This is a genomic window from Paenibacillus amylolyticus (assembly GCF_047302515.1).
Taxonomy (GTDB): domain Bacteria; phylum Bacillota; class Bacilli; order Paenibacillales; family Paenibacillaceae; genus Paenibacillus; species Paenibacillus amylolyticus_G.
This window is the reverse complement of the sequence record NZ_CP168019.1, coordinates 5,187,405-5,209,250: the sequence shown is the minus strand read 5'-3', so window position 1 is coordinate 5,209,250 and position 21,846 is coordinate 5,187,405. Positions and strand designations below refer to the sequence as shown.

20 protein-coding genes and 1 riboswitch are annotated in these 21,846 nt (G+C 48.8%); of the genes, 13 read left to right on the top strand and 7 right to left on the bottom strand.

Annotation, left to right across the window (positions count from 1 at the left end):
- Window positions 1-125: 125 nt before the first annotated feature.
- Both ACDJ59_RS22650 and ACDJ59_RS22645 read left to right on the top strand, forming a co-directional pair.
- Complete coding sequence (locus tag ACDJ59_RS22650) at window positions 126-980, top strand: biotin/lipoate A/B protein ligase family protein (protein WP_413405968.1); 855 nt, start codon at window positions 126-128, stop codon at window positions 978-980.
- A 70-nt stretch (window positions 981-1,050) separates the two neighbouring features.
- The gene (locus ACDJ59_RS22645; protein WP_339168413.1) at window positions 1,051-1,275 is read left to right on the top strand and encodes a hypothetical protein; all 225 of its coding nucleotides are present in this window, start codon (window positions 1,051-1,053) and stop codon (window positions 1,273-1,275) included.
- A gap of 149 nt (window positions 1,276-1,424) precedes the next feature.
- On the opposite strand, the gene ACDJ59_RS22640 is transcribed toward ACDJ59_RS22645, so the two are convergent.
- Entirely contained in the window at window positions 1,425-2,705 is a 1,281-nt protein-coding gene (locus ACDJ59_RS22640; protein ID WP_413405966.1) for a Fe-Mn family superoxide dismutase, read from the bottom strand.
- 150 nt (window positions 2,706-2,855) lie between these two features.
- On the bottom strand, window positions 2,856-3,881 hold the full coding sequence (locus ACDJ59_RS22635; protein ID WP_413405964.1) for an alpha/beta hydrolase: 1,026 nt from the start codon (window positions 3,879-3,881) through the stop codon (window positions 2,856-2,858).
- 359 nt (window positions 3,882-4,240) lie between these two features.
- Here ACDJ59_RS22635 and ACDJ59_RS22630 point away from each other — a divergent pair, with 359 nt between their 5' ends.
- Both ACDJ59_RS22630 and thiC read left to right on the top strand, forming a co-directional pair.
- The gene (locus tag ACDJ59_RS22630) at window positions 4,241-4,984 is read left to right on the top strand and encodes an IclR family transcriptional regulator (protein WP_413405962.1); all 744 of its coding nucleotides are present in this window, start codon (window positions 4,241-4,243) and stop codon (window positions 4,982-4,984) included.
- Window positions 4,985-5,132: 148 nt separating this feature from the next.
- Window positions 5,133-5,246, top strand: a riboswitch (TPP riboswitch).
- 421 nt (window positions 5,247-5,667) lie between these two features.
- Window positions 5,668-7,452 (top strand): phosphomethylpyrimidine synthase ThiC, encoded by a 1,785-nt coding sequence (gene thiC / locus ACDJ59_RS22625; RefSeq protein ID WP_413409889.1) that lies wholly within the window; start codon window positions 5,668-5,670, stop codon window positions 7,450-7,452.
- Window positions 7,453-7,835: 383 nt separating this feature from the next.
- On the opposite strand, the gene ACDJ59_RS22620 is transcribed toward thiC, so the two are convergent.
- The 4 genes from ACDJ59_RS22620 to ACDJ59_RS22605 all read right to left on the bottom strand — a co-directional run bounded on the left by ACDJ59_RS22620 (window position 7,836) and on the right by ACDJ59_RS22605 (window position 11,177).
- Window positions 7,836-8,522: an aspartate/glutamate racemase family protein gene (locus tag ACDJ59_RS22620; RefSeq protein WP_413405959.1), complete on the bottom strand. Its 687-nt coding sequence runs from the start codon at window positions 8,520-8,522 to the stop codon at window positions 7,836-7,838.
- Window positions 8,523-8,700: 178 nt separating this feature from the next.
- A complete protein-coding gene (locus ACDJ59_RS22615; protein WP_165980452.1) occupies window positions 8,701-8,868 on the bottom strand; it encodes a hypothetical protein in 168 nt (55 codons plus the stop codon).
- A 466-nt stretch (window positions 8,869-9,334) separates the two neighbouring features.
- The gene (locus tag ACDJ59_RS22610; RefSeq protein ID WP_413405957.1) at window positions 9,335-10,153 is read right to left on the bottom strand and encodes a zinc ribbon domain-containing protein; all 819 of its coding nucleotides are present in this window, start codon (window positions 10,151-10,153) and stop codon (window positions 9,335-9,337) included.
- A 73-nt stretch (window positions 10,154-10,226) separates the two neighbouring features.
- The gene (locus ACDJ59_RS22605) at window positions 10,227-11,177 is read right to left on the bottom strand and encodes a helix-turn-helix transcriptional regulator (protein WP_036614123.1); all 951 of its coding nucleotides are present in this window, start codon (window positions 11,175-11,177) and stop codon (window positions 10,227-10,229) included.
- Window positions 11,178-11,261: 84 nt separating this feature from the next.
- On the opposite strand from ACDJ59_RS22605, the gene ACDJ59_RS22600 reads away from it, so the two are divergent.
- The 5 genes from ACDJ59_RS22600 to ACDJ59_RS22580 all read left to right on the top strand — a co-directional run bounded on the left by ACDJ59_RS22600 (window position 11,262) and on the right by ACDJ59_RS22580 (window position 14,813).
- Window positions 11,262-11,957: a response regulator transcription factor gene (locus ACDJ59_RS22600; RefSeq protein WP_036668222.1), complete on the top strand. Its 696-nt coding sequence runs from the start codon at window positions 11,262-11,264 to the stop codon at window positions 11,955-11,957.
- On the top strand, window positions 11,950-13,038 hold the full coding sequence (locus tag ACDJ59_RS22595; protein WP_413405954.1) for an ATP-binding protein: 1,089 nt from the start codon (window positions 11,950-11,952) through the stop codon (window positions 13,036-13,038). Before ACDJ59_RS22600 ends, ACDJ59_RS22595 begins: the two co-directional genes overlap by 8 nt.
- 99 nt (window positions 13,039-13,137) lie before the next feature.
- The gene (locus tag ACDJ59_RS22590) at window positions 13,138-14,001 is read left to right on the top strand and encodes a D-alanyl-D-alanine carboxypeptidase family protein (RefSeq protein WP_413405952.1); all 864 of its coding nucleotides are present in this window, start codon (window positions 13,138-13,140) and stop codon (window positions 13,999-14,001) included.
- A gap of 28 nt (window positions 14,002-14,029) precedes the next feature.
- Complete coding sequence (locus ACDJ59_RS22585; protein ID WP_413405950.1) at window positions 14,030-14,590, top strand: VanZ family protein; 561 nt, start codon at window positions 14,030-14,032, stop codon at window positions 14,588-14,590.
- A 13-nt stretch (window positions 14,591-14,603) separates the two neighbouring features.
- Entirely contained in the window at window positions 14,604-14,813 is a 210-nt protein-coding gene (locus ACDJ59_RS22580; RefSeq protein ID WP_074093413.1) for a hypothetical protein, read from the top strand.
- Between the two features lie 140 nt (window positions 14,814-14,953).
- On the opposite strand, the gene acnA is transcribed toward ACDJ59_RS22580, so the two are convergent.
- On the bottom strand, window positions 14,954-17,668 hold the full coding sequence (gene acnA, locus ACDJ59_RS22575; protein WP_413405948.1) for an aconitate hydratase AcnA: 2,715 nt from the start codon (window positions 17,666-17,668) through the stop codon (window positions 14,954-14,956).
- 382 nt (window positions 17,669-18,050) lie between these two features.
- On the opposite strand from acnA, the gene ACDJ59_RS22570 reads away from it, so the two are divergent.
- The 4 genes from ACDJ59_RS22570 (at window position 18,051) to uvsE (ending at window position 21,799) form a co-directional block, all read left to right on the top strand.
- Entirely contained in the window at window positions 18,051-19,049 is a 999-nt protein-coding gene (locus tag ACDJ59_RS22570) for an amidase domain-containing protein (RefSeq protein WP_413405946.1), read from the top strand.
- A 138-nt stretch (window positions 19,050-19,187) separates the two neighbouring features.
- Window positions 19,188-20,288 carry a D-alanine--D-alanine ligase gene (locus ACDJ59_RS22565; RefSeq protein WP_338590710.1) on the top strand — a complete coding sequence of 367 codons (1,101 nt, stop codon included), beginning with the start codon at window positions 19,188-19,190 and terminating at the stop codon, window positions 20,286-20,288.
- Between the two features lie 30 nt (window positions 20,289-20,318).
- Window positions 20,319-20,642: a hypothetical protein gene (locus ACDJ59_RS22560; RefSeq protein WP_017690758.1), complete on the top strand. Its 324-nt coding sequence runs from the start codon at window positions 20,319-20,321 to the stop codon at window positions 20,640-20,642.
- Between the two features lie 155 nt (window positions 20,643-20,797).
- Window positions 20,798-21,799 carry a UV DNA damage repair endonuclease UvsE gene (gene uvsE, locus ACDJ59_RS22555; protein ID WP_413405943.1) on the top strand — a complete coding sequence of 334 codons (1,002 nt, stop codon included), beginning with the start codon at window positions 20,798-20,800 and terminating at the stop codon, window positions 21,797-21,799.
- The last annotated feature ends 47 nt before the right edge of the window (window positions 21,800-21,846 follow it).

The following is a 21,846-nucleotide window of genomic DNA, read 5'->3' as shown; positions in this document are numbered from 1 at the left end:
CAGTTTCTAAGCCATAGGATGTGATATATAAGCCGTGTTCCCTGGGAACCGGCTTATTTATATATGCGTTGTCATTCCTATATATTGGATACATATGAATTCGTTAAGCCGGAGGTAATGGAACAATGAGTGTACCTTCCCATTCAGATCAACCGGTTCAGCCGGAAAAGAGACTACAGGCAGATCAACAGGCTACATTGCGTCTGCAAATCTGGGAGACACCACTCATGCGACAAGGTAGTAGTGTACTCGAAGCTTTTGCGTGGGAAGAAGTTATGTGCAGGCGGGTTGGGGCAGGACATCTACCTGTTGCACATATATGGAGACACCCAGATGCCTTTGTAGCGGGTCTGCGTGACCGCAGGTTGCCACAGGCTGTAGAAGCGATGGAACGGATAAGAAGCCAAGGGACAGCGGTCTGTGTTCGGCCTTCCGGTGGAGCGGCAGTACCCTTGAACCCAGGGGTAGTTAACGTGTCACTGATTCTGCCTAATCCCGGACATGCCATCAATATTCATGATGATTTCCGGGAGATGGCTTCGATTATTGCCGAGTCGCTAACGCCGTGGTCGAATCAGGCGCAAACTGGTGAGGTTCAGGGTGCTTTTTGCCCGGGAGATTATGATGTCAGTGTAGGTGGATTGAAATTCTGTGGTATTGCCCAGCGCAGGCAGGCAAAGGCGTATATTATTACTGCTTTTATCATCGTGGAAGGTCAGGGAGATCAACTGGCAGCGGACGTGCGACAATTCTATCAGCATGCAGCAGGCGGGGCGAGTGAAGGATATCCTGATGTTCAGCCTGGCACGATGGCAAGTCTGAAAGAATTGGCAGGTGTACCTTCAGCTGCCGCATATACTGCGGCTTTGGTTCGAACACTGCGCAATCGCTATCCGCAGGCGGAGACCAGCAGGGTGCTTAGCGTTGGCTCTGAAGAAGTACGCCTGACAGCTGAGCAGATGAAGCTACGCTACGATTAACACTTTTTACTAGGGCTTGGAATTGGTTAATAGAGATGATATGATGTGATTTCGGAAGGAGAGTGTTAGGATGGACACATTGAGATATACGTATTTATATGAGGTTGTATCAACAGGCGAAAAATCCGAGTTCAGCCAGATGGCAACAAGCAAGGAAGAGGCTGCTACACTGATCGTTGCACGTATAGCCGATCTGGAGTTTACAGATGAGTCTGATATCAAGCTGGGCGATCTGATCTCCATTAGCAAACAGGTTGGCGACAACTATGTGGCGTGCGAGGGCTGTGCTTCTTAAGTGAACATTTAGAAATAGGAAGTCTCTCAAAATACAAGCAAGTCTCTTTTTACAAGAGGCTTGCTTTTTTGTATACACCAAAAGAGATATCGTTCAGTCAATCGGCTGGAGATATCTCTTTTTTCTATCTAATCCATCTAAGCTCAAGCTTAATAAGGCGGCCACAACAACTTGCGTGCCGTTTCGTAACGCTCGGCAACAGCGGGCCAGTAGACAACATTCCACCAATCCTCGATATACTTTTTGCGTTCATTCTGATGTTTCAGATAGTAGGCATGTTCCCACACATCCAGTGGCAGGAGCGGTACGATATCGGACTGGGACAGGTTCTGGTGTTTCTCCGCCTGCAAAATCTCCAAACGGTGTGCTCTCGGGCTCCAGACAAGCATCGCCCAGCCACTGCCTTCCACTTTGTTCGCGGCTTCTGTGAATTGATTCTTAAACGCTTCATAACTTCCGAAATCTCGCTTGATCTGCTCTGCCAGCATACCGGAAGGTTTGCCGCCGCCAGCAGGGTTCATAATCGTCCAGAAGATCGTATGCAGGTAGTGGCCTGCCCCGTTGAAGGCGAGTTCACGTTCCCAATGTTTGATGAGTTCAAAGTTATTCTTTTTTCGCGATTCCGCCAGCTTCTTCTCTGCTACATTTAGTCCGTCCACATAAGATTGATGGTGTTTGTCATGATGGATACGCATCGTCAGCTCATCAATATGTGGCTCCAGCGCATTGTACGCATAGGGAAGGGGAGGCAGTGTGTGTCCTCCAATGGGAACCGGCTTTTCTTTTACAGGAGGTGCTGTAGAGCTGGGTGTGGCTTGTGTTGTTCCGATAGAAGGCGGTTGAACGGTTGCGGATTGGATCTGAGCTGAAGCGGCAGGTGCATTTACATTCCCCTCTAGAGAAGTTGGAGCTTCTGAAGCTTGGCGATGGATGCTTCCTGACACTGACCTATGCAACGCATCTCCCAGAAAAAGTGACGGTTCCGAATCCGTTTCGCGCAAGATGCCAGGTTGGCCGAGCGTATCCAATACACCCAGAAAGTACTCCGATTCGCGGATGAAATGCAGAATAAGCACTTTGGCAAGCGGAACAGCTTGCACCGCAGCACTTTGCTCCAGAAGAACATACAGCTGTTTGATGAACTCTCTCGATTGCTGACGAGCTGCCAACACAAGTTGATCGATACAACGAACCATGTAGGGAGCAGGTGGATGGGTTGCGGGCAATAGCTGTTTTAAAAGCTGATTGGCTACTCGCTCGCTGTTTGCAAAGGTAACCTCCCATTCCTCCAGTAGCTTGACGTATGGGGGCTCCAGATCAGGAACCAGGGCACGAATGACGAGTGTATGTTCTTTTTCCTGCTCTTTCCAGAATCGGATTTCCTCCAATGTTCGCAGAGGCAGCAGGTGACCATATCCATACCAGTTCATCTATGTTGAACCTCCTTCAGATGAAATTAATTTTCATGCAGACTGTCTGTTCATGCGTCCCAAGAGTATATTCCGATAGCCTGTTGTCCTATGAGTGCAAAAAAAAGAGCCCCTGAGGGCTCTGGAAAAAATTCAATGATTGAAATTTGGTTATTCTCCATTATTCGTGTTTTGCACATCGTCACTGCTTGTTTTCGTTACATGACTCAGGAAAGTTGAGACACGGCGCAGATATTCCTTTGGATGCTCCCGGAAGATCAACTCATGATGCGCATCCTGGACAATCCATACATCCGAGTACGGATTGGTCTGGTTGGCGGCGAGTTGCTCCGCAATTGGATAAGGCGCCTTCTCGTCCTCTGTACCATGGATGAAGAAAATCGGGAACGGATAATCTTCCTTTTTCACTTCCTGGTATGGAATCTGTTGTAATCCGGTACCATTCAGAACAGGGAACAACAGATTCATGATCTCGAGTGTAGGCTGACGCGGGAGATCGATCTGGTTATGAATGTTGTGGTACAGCGTATCTGGCTCCAGCAGGAACGCACTGTCCAGAATCATTGCATCTACTTCCTGTGTAATCAGTCCGGTTTGAAGCGCCGTACCGGCACCCATGGAGAAACCCCAGACAACCAGTTCCTGCGCACCGCGCTGCTTGGCGAACTGGATGGCACCCAGCAATTGCTGTGACTCAGCTTTACCACCTGTGGCTACAGCTTTGTTCACCTGGGAGGCGAAGCCATAATCGAACATGACCACGTTGAACCCAAGTTGATGGGCATAGTGTGCCAGGTCATACATGGGTACCCATGTTTCTTCACGATTGGCACCATAGCCGTGACTGAAAATAATCGTTTTGCTTGCAGCATTGTCAGCAGGTATATACCATCCCTGCATCGTCCGGCTGCCATCTGCTGCCGGGAACGTGATGTCTTCATACTTCATGTTCTTGGCTTGCATCGGATTGGAGAAGACAGGCGCTACCGTTGGATTGGATAATACCCATGCGATATAACCATGCAGTGCAATAAAACAAAACAGTAGAAAAAATACAACGGAGAGCAGCAACGCTACGATAATATGTTTGAACCGAATCAGCCTCGGTGATAGGGAAGAGGGCAGATCGGACACTTTTGTTTGCAGCGGGGCTTCGCTCTGGGATGATTGATACATGAATGCCCCTCCTTTGAAGTTCAGTTGAAGATAACAACGACATGAAAAGAGAATTACGTCGATTTCAGAGCCTGCTTCAGAGCGATATCTTAATGTAATATATCTTTATCGTATGTTCCAATATAGTCAAAGTCAATTGATTGAGGGCATTTGTTACGCAATTGTTATATAGTTCTTAAGATATATGGGTAACATTACCTTAGTGTGTAAATTACAGGGGATTAAGTCTTATAAAAAGGAAAAATTTACACGTTGGCCTATTTTGATTTTGGCTCTTTTTGGTTTACAGATGAGACCGTTTCTCATATAATTTATGTAACCAAGTTTCATGTGATGAAACATGAGGAGGGCATTATGCCATGGAAGATCGTAAGTTAACCGTCCGGGCTGTGGAACGGGCGCTGGATATATTATTATGTTTTACCACACGCAGTGATCTGGGACTCACCGAAATTGCCAGCCAGATTGGCCTGCACAAAAGTACAGTGCACCGTTTGATGGCTACGCTGGAGGATCGAGGGTTCGTGATCCGCGATGCAGCAACAGAGAAGTACCGACTTGGCATCCGAATCTGGGAGCTGTCAGCTCACATGTCCCGCAGTGATGATCCCGCTATTCTGCTGCTGCCTGCGATGGAGCGACTGAGAGATCGATTGGGGGAGACCGTGAGTCTGTACCTGCGTGATGGGAGTGAAAGGATACGGATTCAAGCTGTGCAAAGTGATCAGGCGATCCGCCGTGTCGCTCCTGTTGGCGTTAGACTCCCGCTGTCTGTCGGGGCTTCCAGCAAAGTCTTGATGGCGTTTGCGACGGACGATGACCGTGAAGAACTGATGAGCGGGCCTGAATGGCCGGTATTTATCGATCCAGCGGTGTATTTGGCGCAAATGGGAGATATCCGGGATAACGGATATGCGACGAGTTATGAGGAACGTGAGCCGGGAGCTGCCGCAGTATCTGTACCGATTATGGATCGCAGAGGCAATATTGCAGCTGCGCTCTCGGTCTCAGGACCTGTCAGCCGACTCTCGCAGGAGACATTGCATGAATACGCACCTGTGTTGAAGGATGCTGCTACGCAAATGGGGCTCATGTTATCCTGATGTTGTGGTGAGGTTTTTCTCCAATTGAGTTTGTGTTCTGGAATATAAAGGTTGTTTTTATGTTCCGGTTGCGCTAATCTGTTATGGACGGCCCATCGGGGCCAGCTTCATTGAATATGAACTGCGGCATGTGTATGCCGCAACTTGTTAACGTTACTGGGGGAGTCCGAATTGTCCGGACTGAGACGGAATCGCATGAGATTCCGGACCCTTTGCACCTGATCTGGATCATACCAGCGTAGGGAAGTAATCGGCGATATGACCACAACCACCACATGATGTGACCCTTGTAGGGCTCCGTTAAGGAGCTGCATAAAGGTGCATTATTGGTGATGGACATTAAAAGTCGGTTCCTTCGGGGACCGGCTTTTTTATATACAGGGAACGGGCGATATAGCGCGGATTCTAGGGGCTTCTTTTTCACTAACCTGCGAAAGTGGGCTTGGATGATGAGAGAGAAGTCACCATAGATCGATGATCTGTTGCAGCCTCCGTCTGTTGCTAACTGTACATGAAAAGTGTCTCCCCAGGTCTGGTGTAGGATCGCTCTTTCTTCTCTGCATTGCGCATGATTTGGGACAGGTACGTAAGCGAGCTAATGACGATACCAACCAAACAAGTGACGAACACTGAGGAGGAGACAAGCGAACATGAGTACAGAAAATCAAACGGGACAACAACCGATGGAACAGCAACATAACGATCAGCAGGTGGAAAAGGAAACAGGAGCGGCCGGACGGGTTCAGCCCTTTCCCGGTAGCCGCAAAGTCTACATTCAGGGCTCACGGCCGGACATTGCTGTACCGGAGCGTGAGATAGCCCTTCATGACACGAACACTCCCCAAGGGGTGGAGCATAACGAACCGCTGCGTGTCTACGATACGAGCGGCCCCATGACCGATCCCGAATTTCATGCGGATATCCGTGCAGGTCTACCAGCTCTGCGCACCCGTTGGATCACAGAGCGTGGTGATGTCGAAGCTTACCAAGGCCGTACAGTTAAACCGGAGGATAACGGACTGAAGCCCGGAGGGAAGAGACCCGGCGCTGAAGAGTACCCCGGATTACGTGGCAAACCCTTGCGGGCACAGCCAGGACATTGTGTGACCCAGATGCACTACGCGAGACAGGGAGTCATTACGGCAGAGATGGAATTCGCCGCCATTCGTGAAGGCGTGGAACCAGAATTTGTGCGGCAAGAACTGGCGAGTGGACGGGCCATTCTGCCATCCAACATCAATCACCCGGAGAGTGAGCCGATGTTGATCGGTCGTCATTTTCACGTGAAGATCAATGCCAACATAGGTAACTCTGCCGTATCTTCCTCCATCGAGGAAGAGGTGGAGAAGATGACTTGGGCGGTACGATGGGGATCGGATACCGTTATGGATCTGTCCACAGGCAAAAACATTCATACCACCCGGGAGTGGATCATCCGTAATTCTCCTGTGCCGATTGGTACGGTGCCGCTGTATCAGGCGCTGGAGAAGGTGAATGGCGAAGCGGAAGCGCTGACCTGGGAGTTGTACCGTGACACACTCATTGAGCAGGCAGAGCAGGGCGTGGACTACTTTACGATTCATGCAGGTGTACTGCTGCGTTATATCCCGATGACCGCCAAGCGAATGACAGGTATTGTGTCTAGGGGTGGTTCCATTATGGCAGCATGGTGTCTGGCGCATCATCAGGAGAATTTTTTGTACACCCATTTTGAAGAAATCTGCGAGATTATGAAAAGGTATGATGTGGCGTTTTCGCTGGGAGATGGACTTCGTCCAGGCAGTATCTACGATGCCAATGACGAAGCTCAGATGGCGGAACTGGCTACACTTGGGGAACTGACGCAGATCGCATGGAAGCATGATGTGCAGGTGATGATCGAAGGACCGGGGCATGTACCGATGCATAAGATCAAGGAGAATGTGGACTTGCAGATGGAGATATGTAAAGAGGCACCGTTCTATACGCTGGGGCCACTAACGACCGACATTGCGCCAGGATACGATCACATCACGTCCGCCATTGGGGCAGCCATGATTGGCTGGTTCGGCACGTCCATGCTCTGTTATGTTACACCAAAAGAACATCTGGGCCTGCCCAACAAGGATGATGTGCGGGAAGGGGTCATCGCCTACAAGATCGCAGCTCACGCCGCCGATCTGGCGAAGGGACATCCGCGTGCTCAGCGCCGGGATGACGCATTGTCCAAAGCACGGTTCGAGTTCCGTTGGCGTGACCAGTTCAACCTGTCACTGGACCCTGAACGTGCGCTGTCCTACCATGATGAGACGCTGCCGGCAGAAGGGGCCAAAGAAGCTCATTTCTGCTCCATGTGCGGACCAAAGTTCTGTAGCATGCGCATCACGCAGGACATTCGTGCCTTTGCCGCAGACAAAGGAATGTCCGAGAATGAGGCTGTAGCTGCGGGGATGCAGGAAAAGGCCGAGGAATATCGGACACGGTCCTAGGCGCCGGTACAGCGCAAGCTGGGCAGTCTGAAATAGAGATAAAGCCGTTTCTCTCTGTCATTACAGAGAAGAACGGCTTTTTTTAGTGTTATGTCATGTATGTATTCTTAACCATACTCAGCCTTTATCAGAATTAGCTTTGTGACTGTTCGTGGTCCAGATCTTATACAGAATTCCTGCGATAACAAATAAAAGAGCGTCACTGAGTTTTGGTGCTCCTCCATATAGAAATGCGGAACAGGAAAAACCTACTATAAACAGTATAACAATATAGAGGAAACGCATATTAGTTCACCTCGTTAATTTGTGGTGTTACTAAGTAAGTGAGTTCATAGTTGCATAGTTCAGATAGAACCTGTTACTTCACTCCAAATCAGCCACTACTATCGAGCCAGGCCCAAATTCTTCTCCAAATACATCGCAAGCAATGCCAGCGGACTATGGATTGGAATACCGCGATCTATTGCAACCTGTGCAGCTGCGGGAGCCATAGACAGTTGGGCTGCCACTACCGTTTTACCCGGATACTGCTCAGCAATCTGCTGTAAGCCTTCACTTACCGCTTCGAGATACCCTTGCTGATCTCCACGCATAATCAACTCAAATGTCCCAGGGATGCACACCGCATCCGTCTGGGATGTCTTGGCAACGTGTAGTTGCCCATTCTCAACCTCTTGCTGTAATACCTGATTCATTCGTGCCATCGTTCCTTCAATAGTTGCCGGGTTGGTGAATGCGATTATGTAATCTCCTGCTACTCGCCGCATCTCCTGCAATAACGGATCATCTATGCCGATCACAGGCACAGGGACCTGTAAGGCTTCCTGCTCCAATACTGTCGCAAACAGGGTGCAGGTGACCAGAATGGCATCGGCATGACACTCAGCGATCCATTGGAGCGTCTGGGCTACCTTCTCGTGAATGACAACCTCGGAAAAGTCAGCGTCATGTTTAAGACGGTCCAGACCTGGATCGACGTAATGGACCAATTCAACTTCATAAGGAGCAAGCGTCTCTTCAATTAAGGCGATGTTGGAATAATGAGCGTGAAAACAACCAATGGTGATCATGTGCTAAGTCCCCTTTACAGTTCGTATATGTCATGGATTTCGTAGATATTTAAACCATTATAGGAAACATGCCTGAGAACTGTACAGTCGTTTATGGCTCAACGCCAATAACCGCCCTTCCGCCAAGCTGCGGAAAGACGGTCGATAACCGGATTCGAATAGGGTCCGGTGTCCATTTTTATCTAAGGGAAGGAGAAGCAGTTTTCTTCGCCATTTTTTGCTGTAAAATTTCATGAAAGGATAGACCTTGAGTGTTCTCATTCTCCTTTTTAGGAGCAGTGGTCGCCGTGTTGCGCGGATATTGGTGATGGTACGGGATCATTTGCTGAATAGGCATGCGGATCATCTTGGTTCCTCCTTTGATGCGTTTTTTTGGATTATGTATTTCGACTGGTTACCATGCCAGGTGCGCATATAGGTACATGTGACTTGTTAGACGAAATAGAAGAGTTTAAAGCGTAATTCCAATTGGATTGTAGTGATTTTACCCGGTTTTAAGGAGATGTAAACGTTTTTAGTGAAATTCAGGAACAAAGGACCTGATATGAGAGGTTTGATATGGGAGGATCGAATCGGTTGTTATGTGAATAGTCCCAATTTTAAGAAAGTCAATGGTACCCGCTTGTGAGGCATATCGTCTGGTTAAATGATGCAAAGCATGCTAACTAACTTGGTACCATGGTCGGGTTGTTTAGGTGGTAATGTAGTTCCGGATATAACAAAAAAACTGCCGAGTGTACTCGGCAGCTTGCATGATATGAAGATGGATGCGATGAAACTTGGATTCTGTCTGAGGTGGTATCGTGTTGGTTTTATCTATTTTGACGAACAGCGATGTATATATCTACTTGTACACTTTCGGGATTCAGGCTGCGTTCATCATACAATTCAAAATCCCCGGTGAACGTACGATCGCTTTGTTTATCCCATGCCCACACGGCTCCCCATGCTTCGCCGACAACTTCTGCCATCGGTCCTTTTCTGGAAGTGAATACGGCATAAGTCGCAGGAGGGAGCAGAATGTCGTCCAATCCTTCAGGTAATGTTTCATCGTAGCTGACCTCATGCCCTACCAGTATGGTGTATTCTCCGGTTATGCCATCGGTGTAATCCGTGTAACAACCATAGCGAGCAACTTCGGTTGCAGGGAGGTGCTCTGAAGCAAAATAATTGTTCCAGAGTCCCTGAATACAGCCTTTGCCACTGACCTCGATGGCATTGGTTGTGTGGGCGGATACGCCGGCAAGACGTTTGCCAGGGAGCGTGACATAACGAACGGGCTGGGCAGAGAACGAATGCTCTGTTGTTACCTGACCAGGATTAGCGGAAGCAGTAGAGTTTTCAGCGAGAGATTCTGTATGTTGATCCGTTGTATTTGTGCGCCAACGCTTCAAAAAAGGAAGCTGGTTGCGCAGCATCGAACGAGCGGATTCCTCATCCATGCCTTCGTCCTTCAGAATGGCAGTGCACATCTCCGTCATGCCTTCTAGTGACATACCGGGCTGCTCAAACTTGCCCTCTTTGTAACAATAAATACAGTACTCACGGGTTGTGCTTCCATCTGCTTCCGTTCCGAATTGGGCAGGGGTTGTGAGCGGCATTCCGCAGCTTTGACATACAGTTACGTTCATGATTAGTTCCTCCTCATATATGTACAGATTGAATATATCTGAAGTATACGGGTAGGAACTGGACAGCTGTCTGTCAGGTTTGAGTCGGAGGTATATAATTTTGTACAATTTGCTCCGCGATACGGCAGATTTCATCCCGAATATGCTGAGGTTCCAATACTTCAACGTCCGCGCCGAAGCCCAGAATGAACCCATATAACCAGCCATCCTCGGGAAAAGCAACCTGGCTGATGTAATACCCAGTCCCATCAGGCATGACATTCTCGATCCCAAACCATTCTTCCGCAATATGACGGACGCGAGCATGGAATTTCAAGGTTAACCTAGCTTGATTGTCCGGACGGCTCCATTCCTGTTGCCAGGGTCTGTCCTGTGGGTTGATGACTTTACGCTCGAAGTGCTCATTAGCAAGTGTGACATCTTGCATACGCACAAGCTTGAACATGCGAAATTGATTCCGCTCGTGACAAAAAGCATACAGATACCAAGAATGTTTCTTGAGTACGATGGTATGAGGGTCGGCAGTTCGGTGAGTATGGATACCTTCCGCACTGCAGTAGGTGAAGGTTACGGGGCGTAATTGATCCATACCCTGTTCGATAAGTTCAAGCTTGATTTTCAGCGCTTCGGGATGTGTCCAGGTTGAATAATCAACGATGAAACGATTGGTATTGGCCTGAAAATCGTCATTTTTGGATTCAGGTACAATACTGCTGAGTTTTTCGACCAGAAGCTCACGCGCCGCATTAGCATGGGAGGTGGATACACTGCGAAGTGCAGTGACGATGGAAGCGAGGTCCTTGTCTGTTAATACGTTTCGATCCAGACGGTAACCCTCTGCCAGACCAATCCCGCCGCTTGCCCCCTGATACGTCACCACGGGGATGCCTGCTTGACCCAATGTATCGATGTCCCGATAGATGGTTCGGATCGATACTTCGAACATATCTGCCAAGTCTTTGGCTTGTACCCGTCCACGATTGATTAGCAGCACTACGATGGCTAATAAACGCTCCAGTTTCATATGTATGGATTCCTTTCATTGGTTTATCTGTTGGATTCAAATATGTTATATTGTTGAGCATCACACATAGGAGTGGAATAAGCAATGAAGCGAATTACGATTCTGATCGCAGACGATGAAGTTGAGATCGCTGATCTGGTTGCTTTACATTTACAAAAAGAAGGATATCACACCATTAAGGCCTTTGATGGGAAGGCGGCGGTTCAAGCTGTTCAGACTCAAGCGATAGATTTGGCGATTCTGGACATTATGATGCCTGGCATGGACGGGTATGAGGTGACCCGTAAAATTCGGGAGCAGCATCATTTACCGATCATTTTCCTAAGTGCCAAAACGTCAGATATGGACAAAATTACGGGACTTGTGATGGGTGCGGACGATTATATGACCAAACCGTTTAATCCGATGGAGCTTGTTGCCCGGGTCAACTCTCAGTTGCGTCGTTCTCTGCAATTCAGCCAGTCTGCGCCTGTTCAGAGGTCCATTCTGGAGAAGGGTGGGCTCATCATAACGCCAGATCAACATCGCGTTACACTCTACGGCAAACCAGTGGAACTAACACCGAAGGAATTCGACATTCTGTATCTGCTCGCGAGCCACCCCAAGCAGGTGTTCAGTGCAGAAAGCATTTTTGAACAGGTATGGGGAGAAGCCTATTACGAGAGTGGGAATACCGTGATGGTCCATATTCGGACCCTGCGTAAAAAGCTGGGAGAAGATGTGAACAAGAATAAGTTTATCAAAACGATCTGGGGTGTGGGGTACACGTTTAATGACTAAACGAAGAAGTTTTCGTACAACCATGATTATGTTGTTAGGGTTGAGCATGCTTGCTTCTGGCGCAATTACCTATGGGATTTACAAGCTTTTACAAGCTTATTATTCGGGTGTCCGTGCAGAAGATCAGCTCGCTGAATATCGTCATTTTATGAAAAGTATCGGGGATATCTATTTCTTCCTGATTTTATTTATTCCACTGGCCATTCTATTTTTCTTCTGGTTTACCAAGCCCTACGCGACGTATTTCAAGGACATTTCCTCAGGGATCAGGCATTTGGCCAATGGAGACTTTCAGCATCGTGTGCAGATCTCCTCGAAGGACGAGTTAGGTACGATTGCGGAGGATGTGAACCTGGCAAGTGAGAAGTTAAGGGAAGCGGTAGAACGAGGGGATTTTGCTGAAAATAGTAAGGACCAGCTTGTCGTCAATCTGGCCCATGACCTGCGAACCCCGCTGACGTCTGTGCTTGGATATTTGGATCTGCTCATGAAGGATGATCAGCTAACGGAGGAGCAGGTGCGGCACTTTACATCGATTGCATTTACCAAATCACAGCGTCTGGAGAAGCTGATTGATGATTTGTTCGAAATTACCCGTATGAACTATGGTATGTTGCCTATAAACAAGACACAGCTGGATCTTAGCGAACTGCTGAAGCAGATGAACGAAGAACTCTATCCTGTATTTGAAAAGAACCAACTAGTCGCCCGACTAAAAATAGACACTGACCTTACGGTCTCCGGTGATGGCGAGCTGCTGGCTCGTGTGTTCGAGAACCTGTTGATTAACGCTGCACGGCATGGCAAGGATGGTATGTACGTAGATATTAATGGATATCGGGATGCAGAACAGGTCATCATTCAGGTAATTAACTATGGTGGACATATTCGTCCGGAGGAATTGCCGCATATCTTCGATATGTATTACACCGGAGATCGCGCTCGGACCCCCCAGGAGGGTGGGACAGGCCTTGGCCTATTTATCGCTCGCAATATAGTGGAACAGCATGACGGGACGATTTCGGCCCAGAGTGATGTGGTACGGACGCAATTCGAAGTTAGTTTGCCCGTATTTCAATGAGGTCTAACGTCAAATTTAAGAAAAACTTTAAAATTGCCCTGCTTTTTCTTTAACTTGTGTTGTCTATCCTTGATGTATGAGGTAAAAGGAGGAACAAGCATGAAAAAGTGGGGCTTTTTGATATGTATCGTTTTGATCGGATATATCGTTACGCAATCACCGGGATGGATTCAGCAGAAGGATGAGTTACCCATCGAGATTCAGAATACGCGTGAGAATCCCGCAGGTTACACCGTATCCGTCACCGGAAACATTCAGGATCAGGTACATAAGGGCAACTTGTTACTGGTGGATAAGCAATACCCCGTTCACCCGGAAGGGGTTAAATCCGATATTGTATATGTGGCGCATGAGGATGATCTGCTTCGTGGATATGGAATACTGGATCAGAAAATCATGTTATCACGGCAGGTGGCGCAGGAGTTTCAGAGGATGGTTGAAGCAGCAGGCGAAGAGGGAGTCAGATATTTTCTCGTCAGCAGCGGGTACAGGGATTTTACGAAGCAGGACGAGTTATATCGGGAAAAGGGTTCAGATTATGCGCTTCCTGCGGGACACAGTGAGCACAATCTTGGGTTATCCCTGGATATCGGCTCGAGCTTGGCTGCCATGAATGAAGCACCAGAGGGTGCTTGGCTGGAGAAGAATGCATGGAAATACGGATTTATTTTACGTTACCCAAAGGATAAAGTGCGCATCACGGGTATTCAGTATGAACCATGGCACTTTCGATATGTAGGGCTACCGCACAGTGCTGTCATGTATAAGAATAATCTGGTGCTTGAAGAGTATCTCGATATGCTTAAAGAGAAAGAGAACATTACTGTGGAAGTAGAGGGTGAGCAGTATCATATCCGCTATTATCGGGCCACCCGAGATACGACCGTTTACATACCTGAGCAGGGCCAAACTGAAATATCGGGTGATAACATGGATGGTGTCATCGTCACCGTAAAGAAATAACAGGGCAACACAAGGGAGGCGAAACAACATGAAGCACAACAACCAGAAGAAAAGCAAACATTACATCCTTTGGACTGCCGTGTTCATTATCTATTTATATCTGCTGACGAAGCTGATCCTGTTCAAAGGAAGCCCGGTCGATTTTGGCATCGTGAAGGATCGACTGATGGCGTTCTTGCAACAACCGGATCTGATCCATACGCGAACCGTCAACCTGACACCATTTCAGGAAATCTCACGAGACTGGAACAGTCTGTCGTTACATCGTCCGGGTACCGCAATCCATCTGGTAGGCAATATATTGGCTTTTATCCCGCTAGGCATCTTCATTCCTGTGCTTACGGGCAACAAGTTATTCTCTGGAGTAAAGGTACTCTTGCTGTCTCTGCTGCTCAGTCTGGGCTATGAAGTGACACAGGTAGTGACTGGCATGGGGATATTCGATGTGGATGATCTGATGCTTAATACGCTCGGCGGCTTGATTGGATACATTGTTTTCACTATGGCTATGGGTCTGAAAAAGGTGTTGGTGGGAGGAGAATCCCGCGTGACGACGAAAAAGTTAAATTCTAAGGAAAGTCACGTGTAAGGAGGGGAACAACTTGATTATAATGGCTGTACTGTTCATTAGCGCAGGGCTAATGTTTCTCGTGTATCCACACAAGGTAACGGATGCTTCGGAAAAACAGATTACGGAGCGAGTGATCATGTCTAGATGGGTGGGTGGCTCGTTAATTGCTCTGTCGTGTTTGTTTCTGATCATGGGTACGATTCAACTGTTAGATCAAGCCTCACATCACATTGGGCATTAGAAGGTAGTTGGCTTTGAAGATTGATTTTTAAACATATCCCGATTATAAAAAGCAAAGCCAAAGAAGCTCCCCGCCACGTGCTGATTGCACGTAATGGGGAGCTTCTTTGTATATCTTCATCACATTAATGATTCATGTAATTAAGCTTTTTTCATCATTTGACGCAATACAGTTTGCAGGATACCGCCGTTATGGTAGTAATCCACGTCAACCATGCTGTCCAGACGAGCGATGACAGGGAATTCGAACTGTGTACCGTCTTCACGAGTTACGGTAACTTTCAACTCTTGTCCTGGCTTCACGTCATTGCTGAGGCCAGTAATGTCATACGTTTCACGTCCGTTCAGACCAAGGCTGGACCAGCCGTGACCTTCCTGGAATTGCAATGGCATTACACCCATGCCGACCAGGTTACTACGGTGAATACGCTCGAAACTTTCTGCGATAACGGCTTTGACGCCGAGCAGGAATGTTCCTTTTGCGGCCCAGTCACGGGAGCTTCCTGTACCATACTCTTTACCAGCGATAACGATCAGGTTCTGTCCTTCATCCTGATACTTCATGGAAGCATCGTAGATGGACATTTCTTCGTCCGTTGGCAGGTACTTCGTAATGCCGCCCTCGGTGCCCGGAGCCACCTGGTTACGAATACGAATGTTGGCGAATGTACCACGCATCATGACTTCATGGTTACCACGGCGTGAACCGTAGGAGTTGAAGTCTTTGCGCTCTACGCCATGTTCTTTCAGGTACAGTCCAGCCGGGCTGGATGGTGCAATATTACCTGCTGGCGAGATGTGATCCGTTGTTACGGAATCCGCAAGCAATGCCATAACACGTGCAGAACGGATATCTGCGATATCGTTCAACTTGTCGCCAAGCTCCTGGAAGAACGGAGGATTCTGAATGTACGTGGAGTTCGGGTCCCACTCGTACAGTTCACCTTCCGGTACAGAAATCGCATTCCAACGCTCGTTGGCTGTAAATACGTTCTCGTACTTGTTGCGGAACATCTGAGCGTTCAGGGAACTAGCGATAGTATCCTTGATTTCCTCGGAGGTAGGCCAGAGGTCTTTCAGGAACACAGGCTCATTGTTCGTATCATAACCGATTGGATCGGTTTCAAAGTCAATATTCACTGTACCCGCAAGTGCATATGCCACAACGAGTGGTGGTGATGCCAGGTAGTTGGCTTTAACCTGTGCGTGCACACGGCCTTCGAAGTTACGGTTACCGGACAATACAGCCGCTACGGTCATATCGTTCTCAGCAATAGCTTCGCTCACTTCGTCCGGCAATGGGCCGGAGTTACCGATACATGTTGCACAACCGTAGCCGGCAACGTTGAATCCGAGTTTGTCGAGATACGTGATCAGACCCGCTTTTTCCAGGTACTCGGTAACAACAAGGGAACCTGGTGTCAGACTGCTTTTCACATATCCTGGTTTGGTCAGGCCACGTTCAACTGCTTTTTTCGCCAGCAGTCCCGCTCCAACCATAACACTTGGATTCGAAGTGTTCGTACAACTTGTGATCGCCGCGATCACAACAGCGCCTGCTTTCAGTTCACTGGTGGAACCGTTCGGGTGCTTCACGGGTACGGATTGTTCAATTTTCTCGTCGCTCAGACCGTAGCCGCCTTTATCTACAGGTGTGCGAATGATACTGTTGAAGCTTTCTTTCATTTGTGTCAGCTCGATGCGATCCTGTGGACGTTTTGGTCCGGCAAGACTTGGTACAACAGAGCCGAGATCCAGTTCAATCACATCTGTGAATTCAGGATCAACGGTGCTGGAAGTACGGAACATGCCTTGAGCTTTGTAATAAGCTTCAACCAACTCTACTTGCTCGTCAGGACGGCCAGTGCTGCGCAGATAGTTCAATGTTTCACTATCAACAGGGAAGAAACCGATCGTTGCGCCATACTCTGGTGCCATGTTGGCTACTGTTGCACGGTCAGCCAGACCCATGTTGGCAAGACCTGGTCCGTAGAACTCAACGAATTTACCAACAACGCCTTTTTTACGAAGCAATTGGGTAACGGTGAGTGCCAGATCCGTTGCTGTTGCACCTTCGCTCAGGCTGCCTGTCAGTTTGAAACCGATAACGTCCGGTGTTACAAAATAAAGCGGTTGGCCCAGCATACCTGCTTCGGCCTCGATTCCACCAACACCCCAACCAACAACGCCAAGTCCGTTGATCATGGTGGTGTGGGAGTCTGTACCTACGAGGGAATCCGGGAATACAACGGTTTCGCCGTCCACGGTTTTGGTTGCTGCCACGGAAGCCAGATACTCCAGGTTAACCTGGTGAACGATCCCTGTGGATGGTGGAACTGCACGGAAGTTGTTGAATGCCGTTTGCGCCCAACGCAAGAAGCGGTAACGCTCTTCATTACGCTCAAACTCGACTTTGATATTGTAATCAAGTGCATCGTTGGTACCAAAAGCATCAACCATAACGGAGTGGTCGATAACGAGATCGACCGGTACGAGCGGGTTGATCTGTTTTGGATCGCCGCCTGCTTTTTTCACAGTATCACGCATTGCAGCGAGGTCAACGACAACCGGTACACCGGTGAAATCCTGCAGAACGATACGTGCAGGGATGAATGGAATTTCCTTGTTATTGTCACGGCCATCTGCCCAGCCGGTCAGTTGTTTTACGTGTTCTTCGGTGATAGCACGTCCGTCGAATTGACGAATTGCTGCTTCAAGCAACACTTTAATGGAGAAAGGAAGCCTGGAAAGATCGCCGTGGCCGTTTTCCTGAAGAGCATCGAGACTGTAGTAGCGGTAAGACTTGCCTCCAACCTCAAGACTGCGAGCGGCGGAGAAATGATTCTTTGCTGACATACATGTACCTCCTTGGGATGTGTCGGTGAGATGAAGAAAACGTTCATTTAGGTGAAGAACAGGCCTTCATCGTTCCGTGTTCTTTTCGTTAGTTTCATCAGATGAAACGTAATTTCATAATCATAACTTTAGTTTTAAGTATACCGTTTTCACCTCCGTACGTAAAGGTCTTTTTGCCTGATCAAGCAAGCTTTTGGACCGATGAAGGCGTTTTCGTGAAGCGAGCAGGAATAAGATATCTCGTGTACCTGTATTTGCCGAATTTCGGATCTCCCTCCTGAGCCGTGTACATACAACCGAAGACCCTTTCATATGAATAGTAGGAGTTTATATACGCAATGAAATATTCCAGACAGAACTCATGCCAAAGGGGGACATAGGCTTGGAACGGGAATGGAAGAGTGCCTTATATACTTACGTGAACCAGTACAATCGCTGTGAGATCGACTACCGTCCACAGACCAGCGAACGGATCGTTACCGATCCTGACTTCGTGGTGGAACGGGGAGAGCGTATGGCAAGGCTGGAAGAATGGTATCGTAAGCGGCGCGCCGTGCCTCTTCGCAGCGAGACTAGCGCCAAGCTTGTACGCACGCTTATGGATGGCCAGGAAGAAGCGGTGGTGGATGTACAATTGTACAGCAGGCTGTTCTACGAGAAGAGCGGGATCACCCACCGGGAGGACCGGATTGAGCGGGAGCGGTTAACCTTTCTGCGGCAGAGTGGTGGATGGATCATTGGACGGGTCGAGCGAGAAGTGCCGGAGCGACGCCCTGCTGGGGAAGGGCGTCCGTTTCAACAGGCTGATTTTGTACAGGCGATGAATCGGCCGCTGCTGAATCGGGAAGTGTTGGGTCAAGGAAGAAGCTCACGGCAACAGTCATATCGCAGAGATCTGGCGGTTGCCTATGCAGATCGGTGGTGGAATGCGGGGAATCCGGCATTTGAGGAATTTGATGTGGATTGTACCAATTACGTGTCCCAATGTCTCTTTGCAGGGGGCGCACCCATCCACTATACTGGTAGAAGAGAAGCTGGCTGGTGGTATAAAGGGTATGTGAACGGCTCCGAAATGTGGAGTTACAGTTGGGCAGTTTCCAACAGTCTGGAGCGTTATTTGTCAGGCAGCAGCTGGGGTCTGACCGCGACAGAAGTGGAGCGTCCTGAGCAGCTGATGCTCGGCGATGTTATTCTCTACGATTGGGATGGAGATGGACGATTTCAGCACAGCACCGTTGTGACCGCGTTTGATGCGGGCGGTATGCCGCTTGTTAACGCACATACGGTTAGCAGCCGTCACCGCTTTTGGGATTACCGGGATTCTTACGCTTGGACGGAGCGGACGGTATACCGGCTTTTTCATATTGCAGATGAGTTTTGATGACGAAAGATTTTCGGGATGCGGTGACGCAGACATCCAGTTCCGTGTAAAATAAGACCAGGGTAACGCAAGCAGAATAACAAGGGTGCTGAGCATGCAAGCATGACAGCATCAGGCACAGATAATCGGAGGGTACACATGAGTATGGATAAATTAAAAGTAGGCGTCGTGTACGGCGGAAAATCGGGCGAGCATGAGGTGTCGCTGCAAACGGCGTTTGCTGTAACAAACGCATTTGATTATGAAAAGTATGAACTGGTTCCCTTCTATATCTCCAAGCAAGGGACGTGGAAAAAAGGACCTGTCATGCATGCGCCGTTCGCGCAGATTGAAGAACTGAAGCTGGAGCAATCGGCGGGTGGAACGCAGGATGCGCTGAACGCCCTGTTTGGCCGTTTGTATGGCGGAGCAGAAGCGCTGGACGTGATGTTCCCTCTGCTGCATGGTACGTTTGGAGAGGATGGCACCATTCAGGGCATGTTTGAGATGGCGGATATGCCATATGTAGGTGCAGGTGTACTCGCTTCGGCTGGCGGCATGGACAAAGTAGTCATGAAAAAGCTGTTTGCACAGGCTGGCATTGACCAATGTGCCTTTACGTATTTTAACGCGACACAATGGAAGCAGACAGAGCATGAAATGATCGTACAGGTCGAAGATCAGCTGGGGTATCCTTGTTTTATCAAACCGGCGAATCTGGGCTCCAGTGTAGGCATCTCCAAAGCACGTAACCGCGATGAGCTGAAAACAGCTGTCGAGTTTGCACTTCGGTATGATACGAAGGTTGTCATTGAGGAGTTCGTTGAAGCCCGCGAAGTTGAGGTCAGCGTCCTCGGTAATGACGAGCCCATGGCTTCCGTTCCAGGTGAGATCGTATCCTCCGGTGAGTATTATGACTATGCAGCCAAGTATATTGATGGTCAATCACAGATGCTGATTCCAGCTCCACTGGACCCAGAGGCCGCAGATCGCATTCGCGAGGCAGCTTTGCAGGCGTTCCGTGCGATTGAAGGTAACGGTATTTCACGTGCGGACTTCTTCATTCGGAAAAATGACGGCGCTTTGCTTATTAATGAAGTCAACACCATGCCTGGTTTCACACCATACAGCATGTATCCACTTCTTTGGCGTGAGACAGGTGTATCGTATGCCGAACTGCTGGATCGCATGATTGAACTGGCACTGGAGCGTTACAACCGCAAGCAGGCACTGAATTACGAGAACGGCGTACAGGCGTAGCCTGCGACCACAAGATCAGGAGGGATATGCATGGGATTTCAGACTGAATTCAATTCCGTATGTAAGTTCAAGAATGAGCAGGAGCTGTTCGAACTGCTTGAATACGGACGCGGCAAAATGGTCAAACAGGGCTTCCGGGTATTTCCTACCGGCCAGAAAGTGATTGCATACACACCGGATAACGTGGCTGTAGCCATCGTCAAGATCGTGGTTTCCATTGCAGAGATCAACTTCCAGGGGCAAGAGGTAACCGAGGTGGAGATGCTACTCATCCGCAAATTGACTGAGGAAGAGTCACGCATCCAGACTGCCCTTGCGGATGAGATGTTCTTTGGGGAGCAAGCACAGGAGTAATTGTTGACTGTAAGTGCGGGTCGGAAGGACTGATTTGCCAGAATACGATTATGGTCACTCTTTTAGGGTAAAACTTGGTTATATACAGTGACGGTACATCCTGACGGTTGAATATGCCGTGCGGGTTCTCCGCCCTAATAGAGAGGAAGAGATTCATGCTCGTACGCTTTGGTTACGTGGCAATGTCCGTGCTTATAGAGAACGCCTCGCCTTCCCGGACCATGACCATGTCGAGTTTTAACAAAATCGATGACAGGGAAGCAGCGATCCGCAAGCTCGAACGGATTGCAGCCGAGAACCTGCACAATACATTACGATTGCTCAGGCACAACAAGGGTAGCCATATTCATGTATATCGCTTCTCTTCCAAATTGATTCCACTGGCAACACACGAAGACCTGAATGACTGGGACCCGTTCCCGGCACTGAAGCAGGACTTTGCGGCCATTGGTGATTTTGTGAAGGAAAATCATATGCGTGTGTCCTTTCATCCGGATCATTTTACCGTACTTAGTACCCCCCGCGAGCAAGTTCTGCACAACTCGATTCGCGACCTTCGTCATCATGTTCGGATGCTGAATGCCATGGGGCTGAATGCCACTGCCAAGAACAATATACATATTGGTGGTGCATACGGGGACAAGCCTTCGGCGGCGCTTCGTTTTGAAGAAAACTTTTTGAAGCTGGATCGGGACATTCAGGAGCGGCTCACACTCGAAAATGATGACAAAACGTTCAATGCGCCTGAGACACTAGCCGTGTGCCAGCGCTTGGGATTGCCCATGGTACTTGATATCCATCACCATTGGGTGAACAACGAAGGAGAACAGGCATGGGATCTGTGGCCTGATATTCTAAAAACCTGGCAGTCACCGCTTGCCCAGGCAGATTCACCGGCTGATCAGCCATTGCCACCCAAAATCCATGTCTCCAGTCCAAAGAGTGAGAAGGATCTGCGAGGTCATGCCGATGGTGTGGAGGTAGAACCTTTACTCGACTTCTTGCGTCATATCGCGGCAGATACCCCGAGGCTTGACGTGATGATCGAAGCTAAACGCAAGGATGAGGCTCTTGTGCAACTGATGCAGAAGCTGGCATTCTATCACGAAGAGGGTGTGGAGTGGGTGGACGAGTCTACCGTCATCATTCATCCGTAGTGCCAAAAGGGGCCTGGGCAACGAGAAACTTTACGACCTGTGGGGCG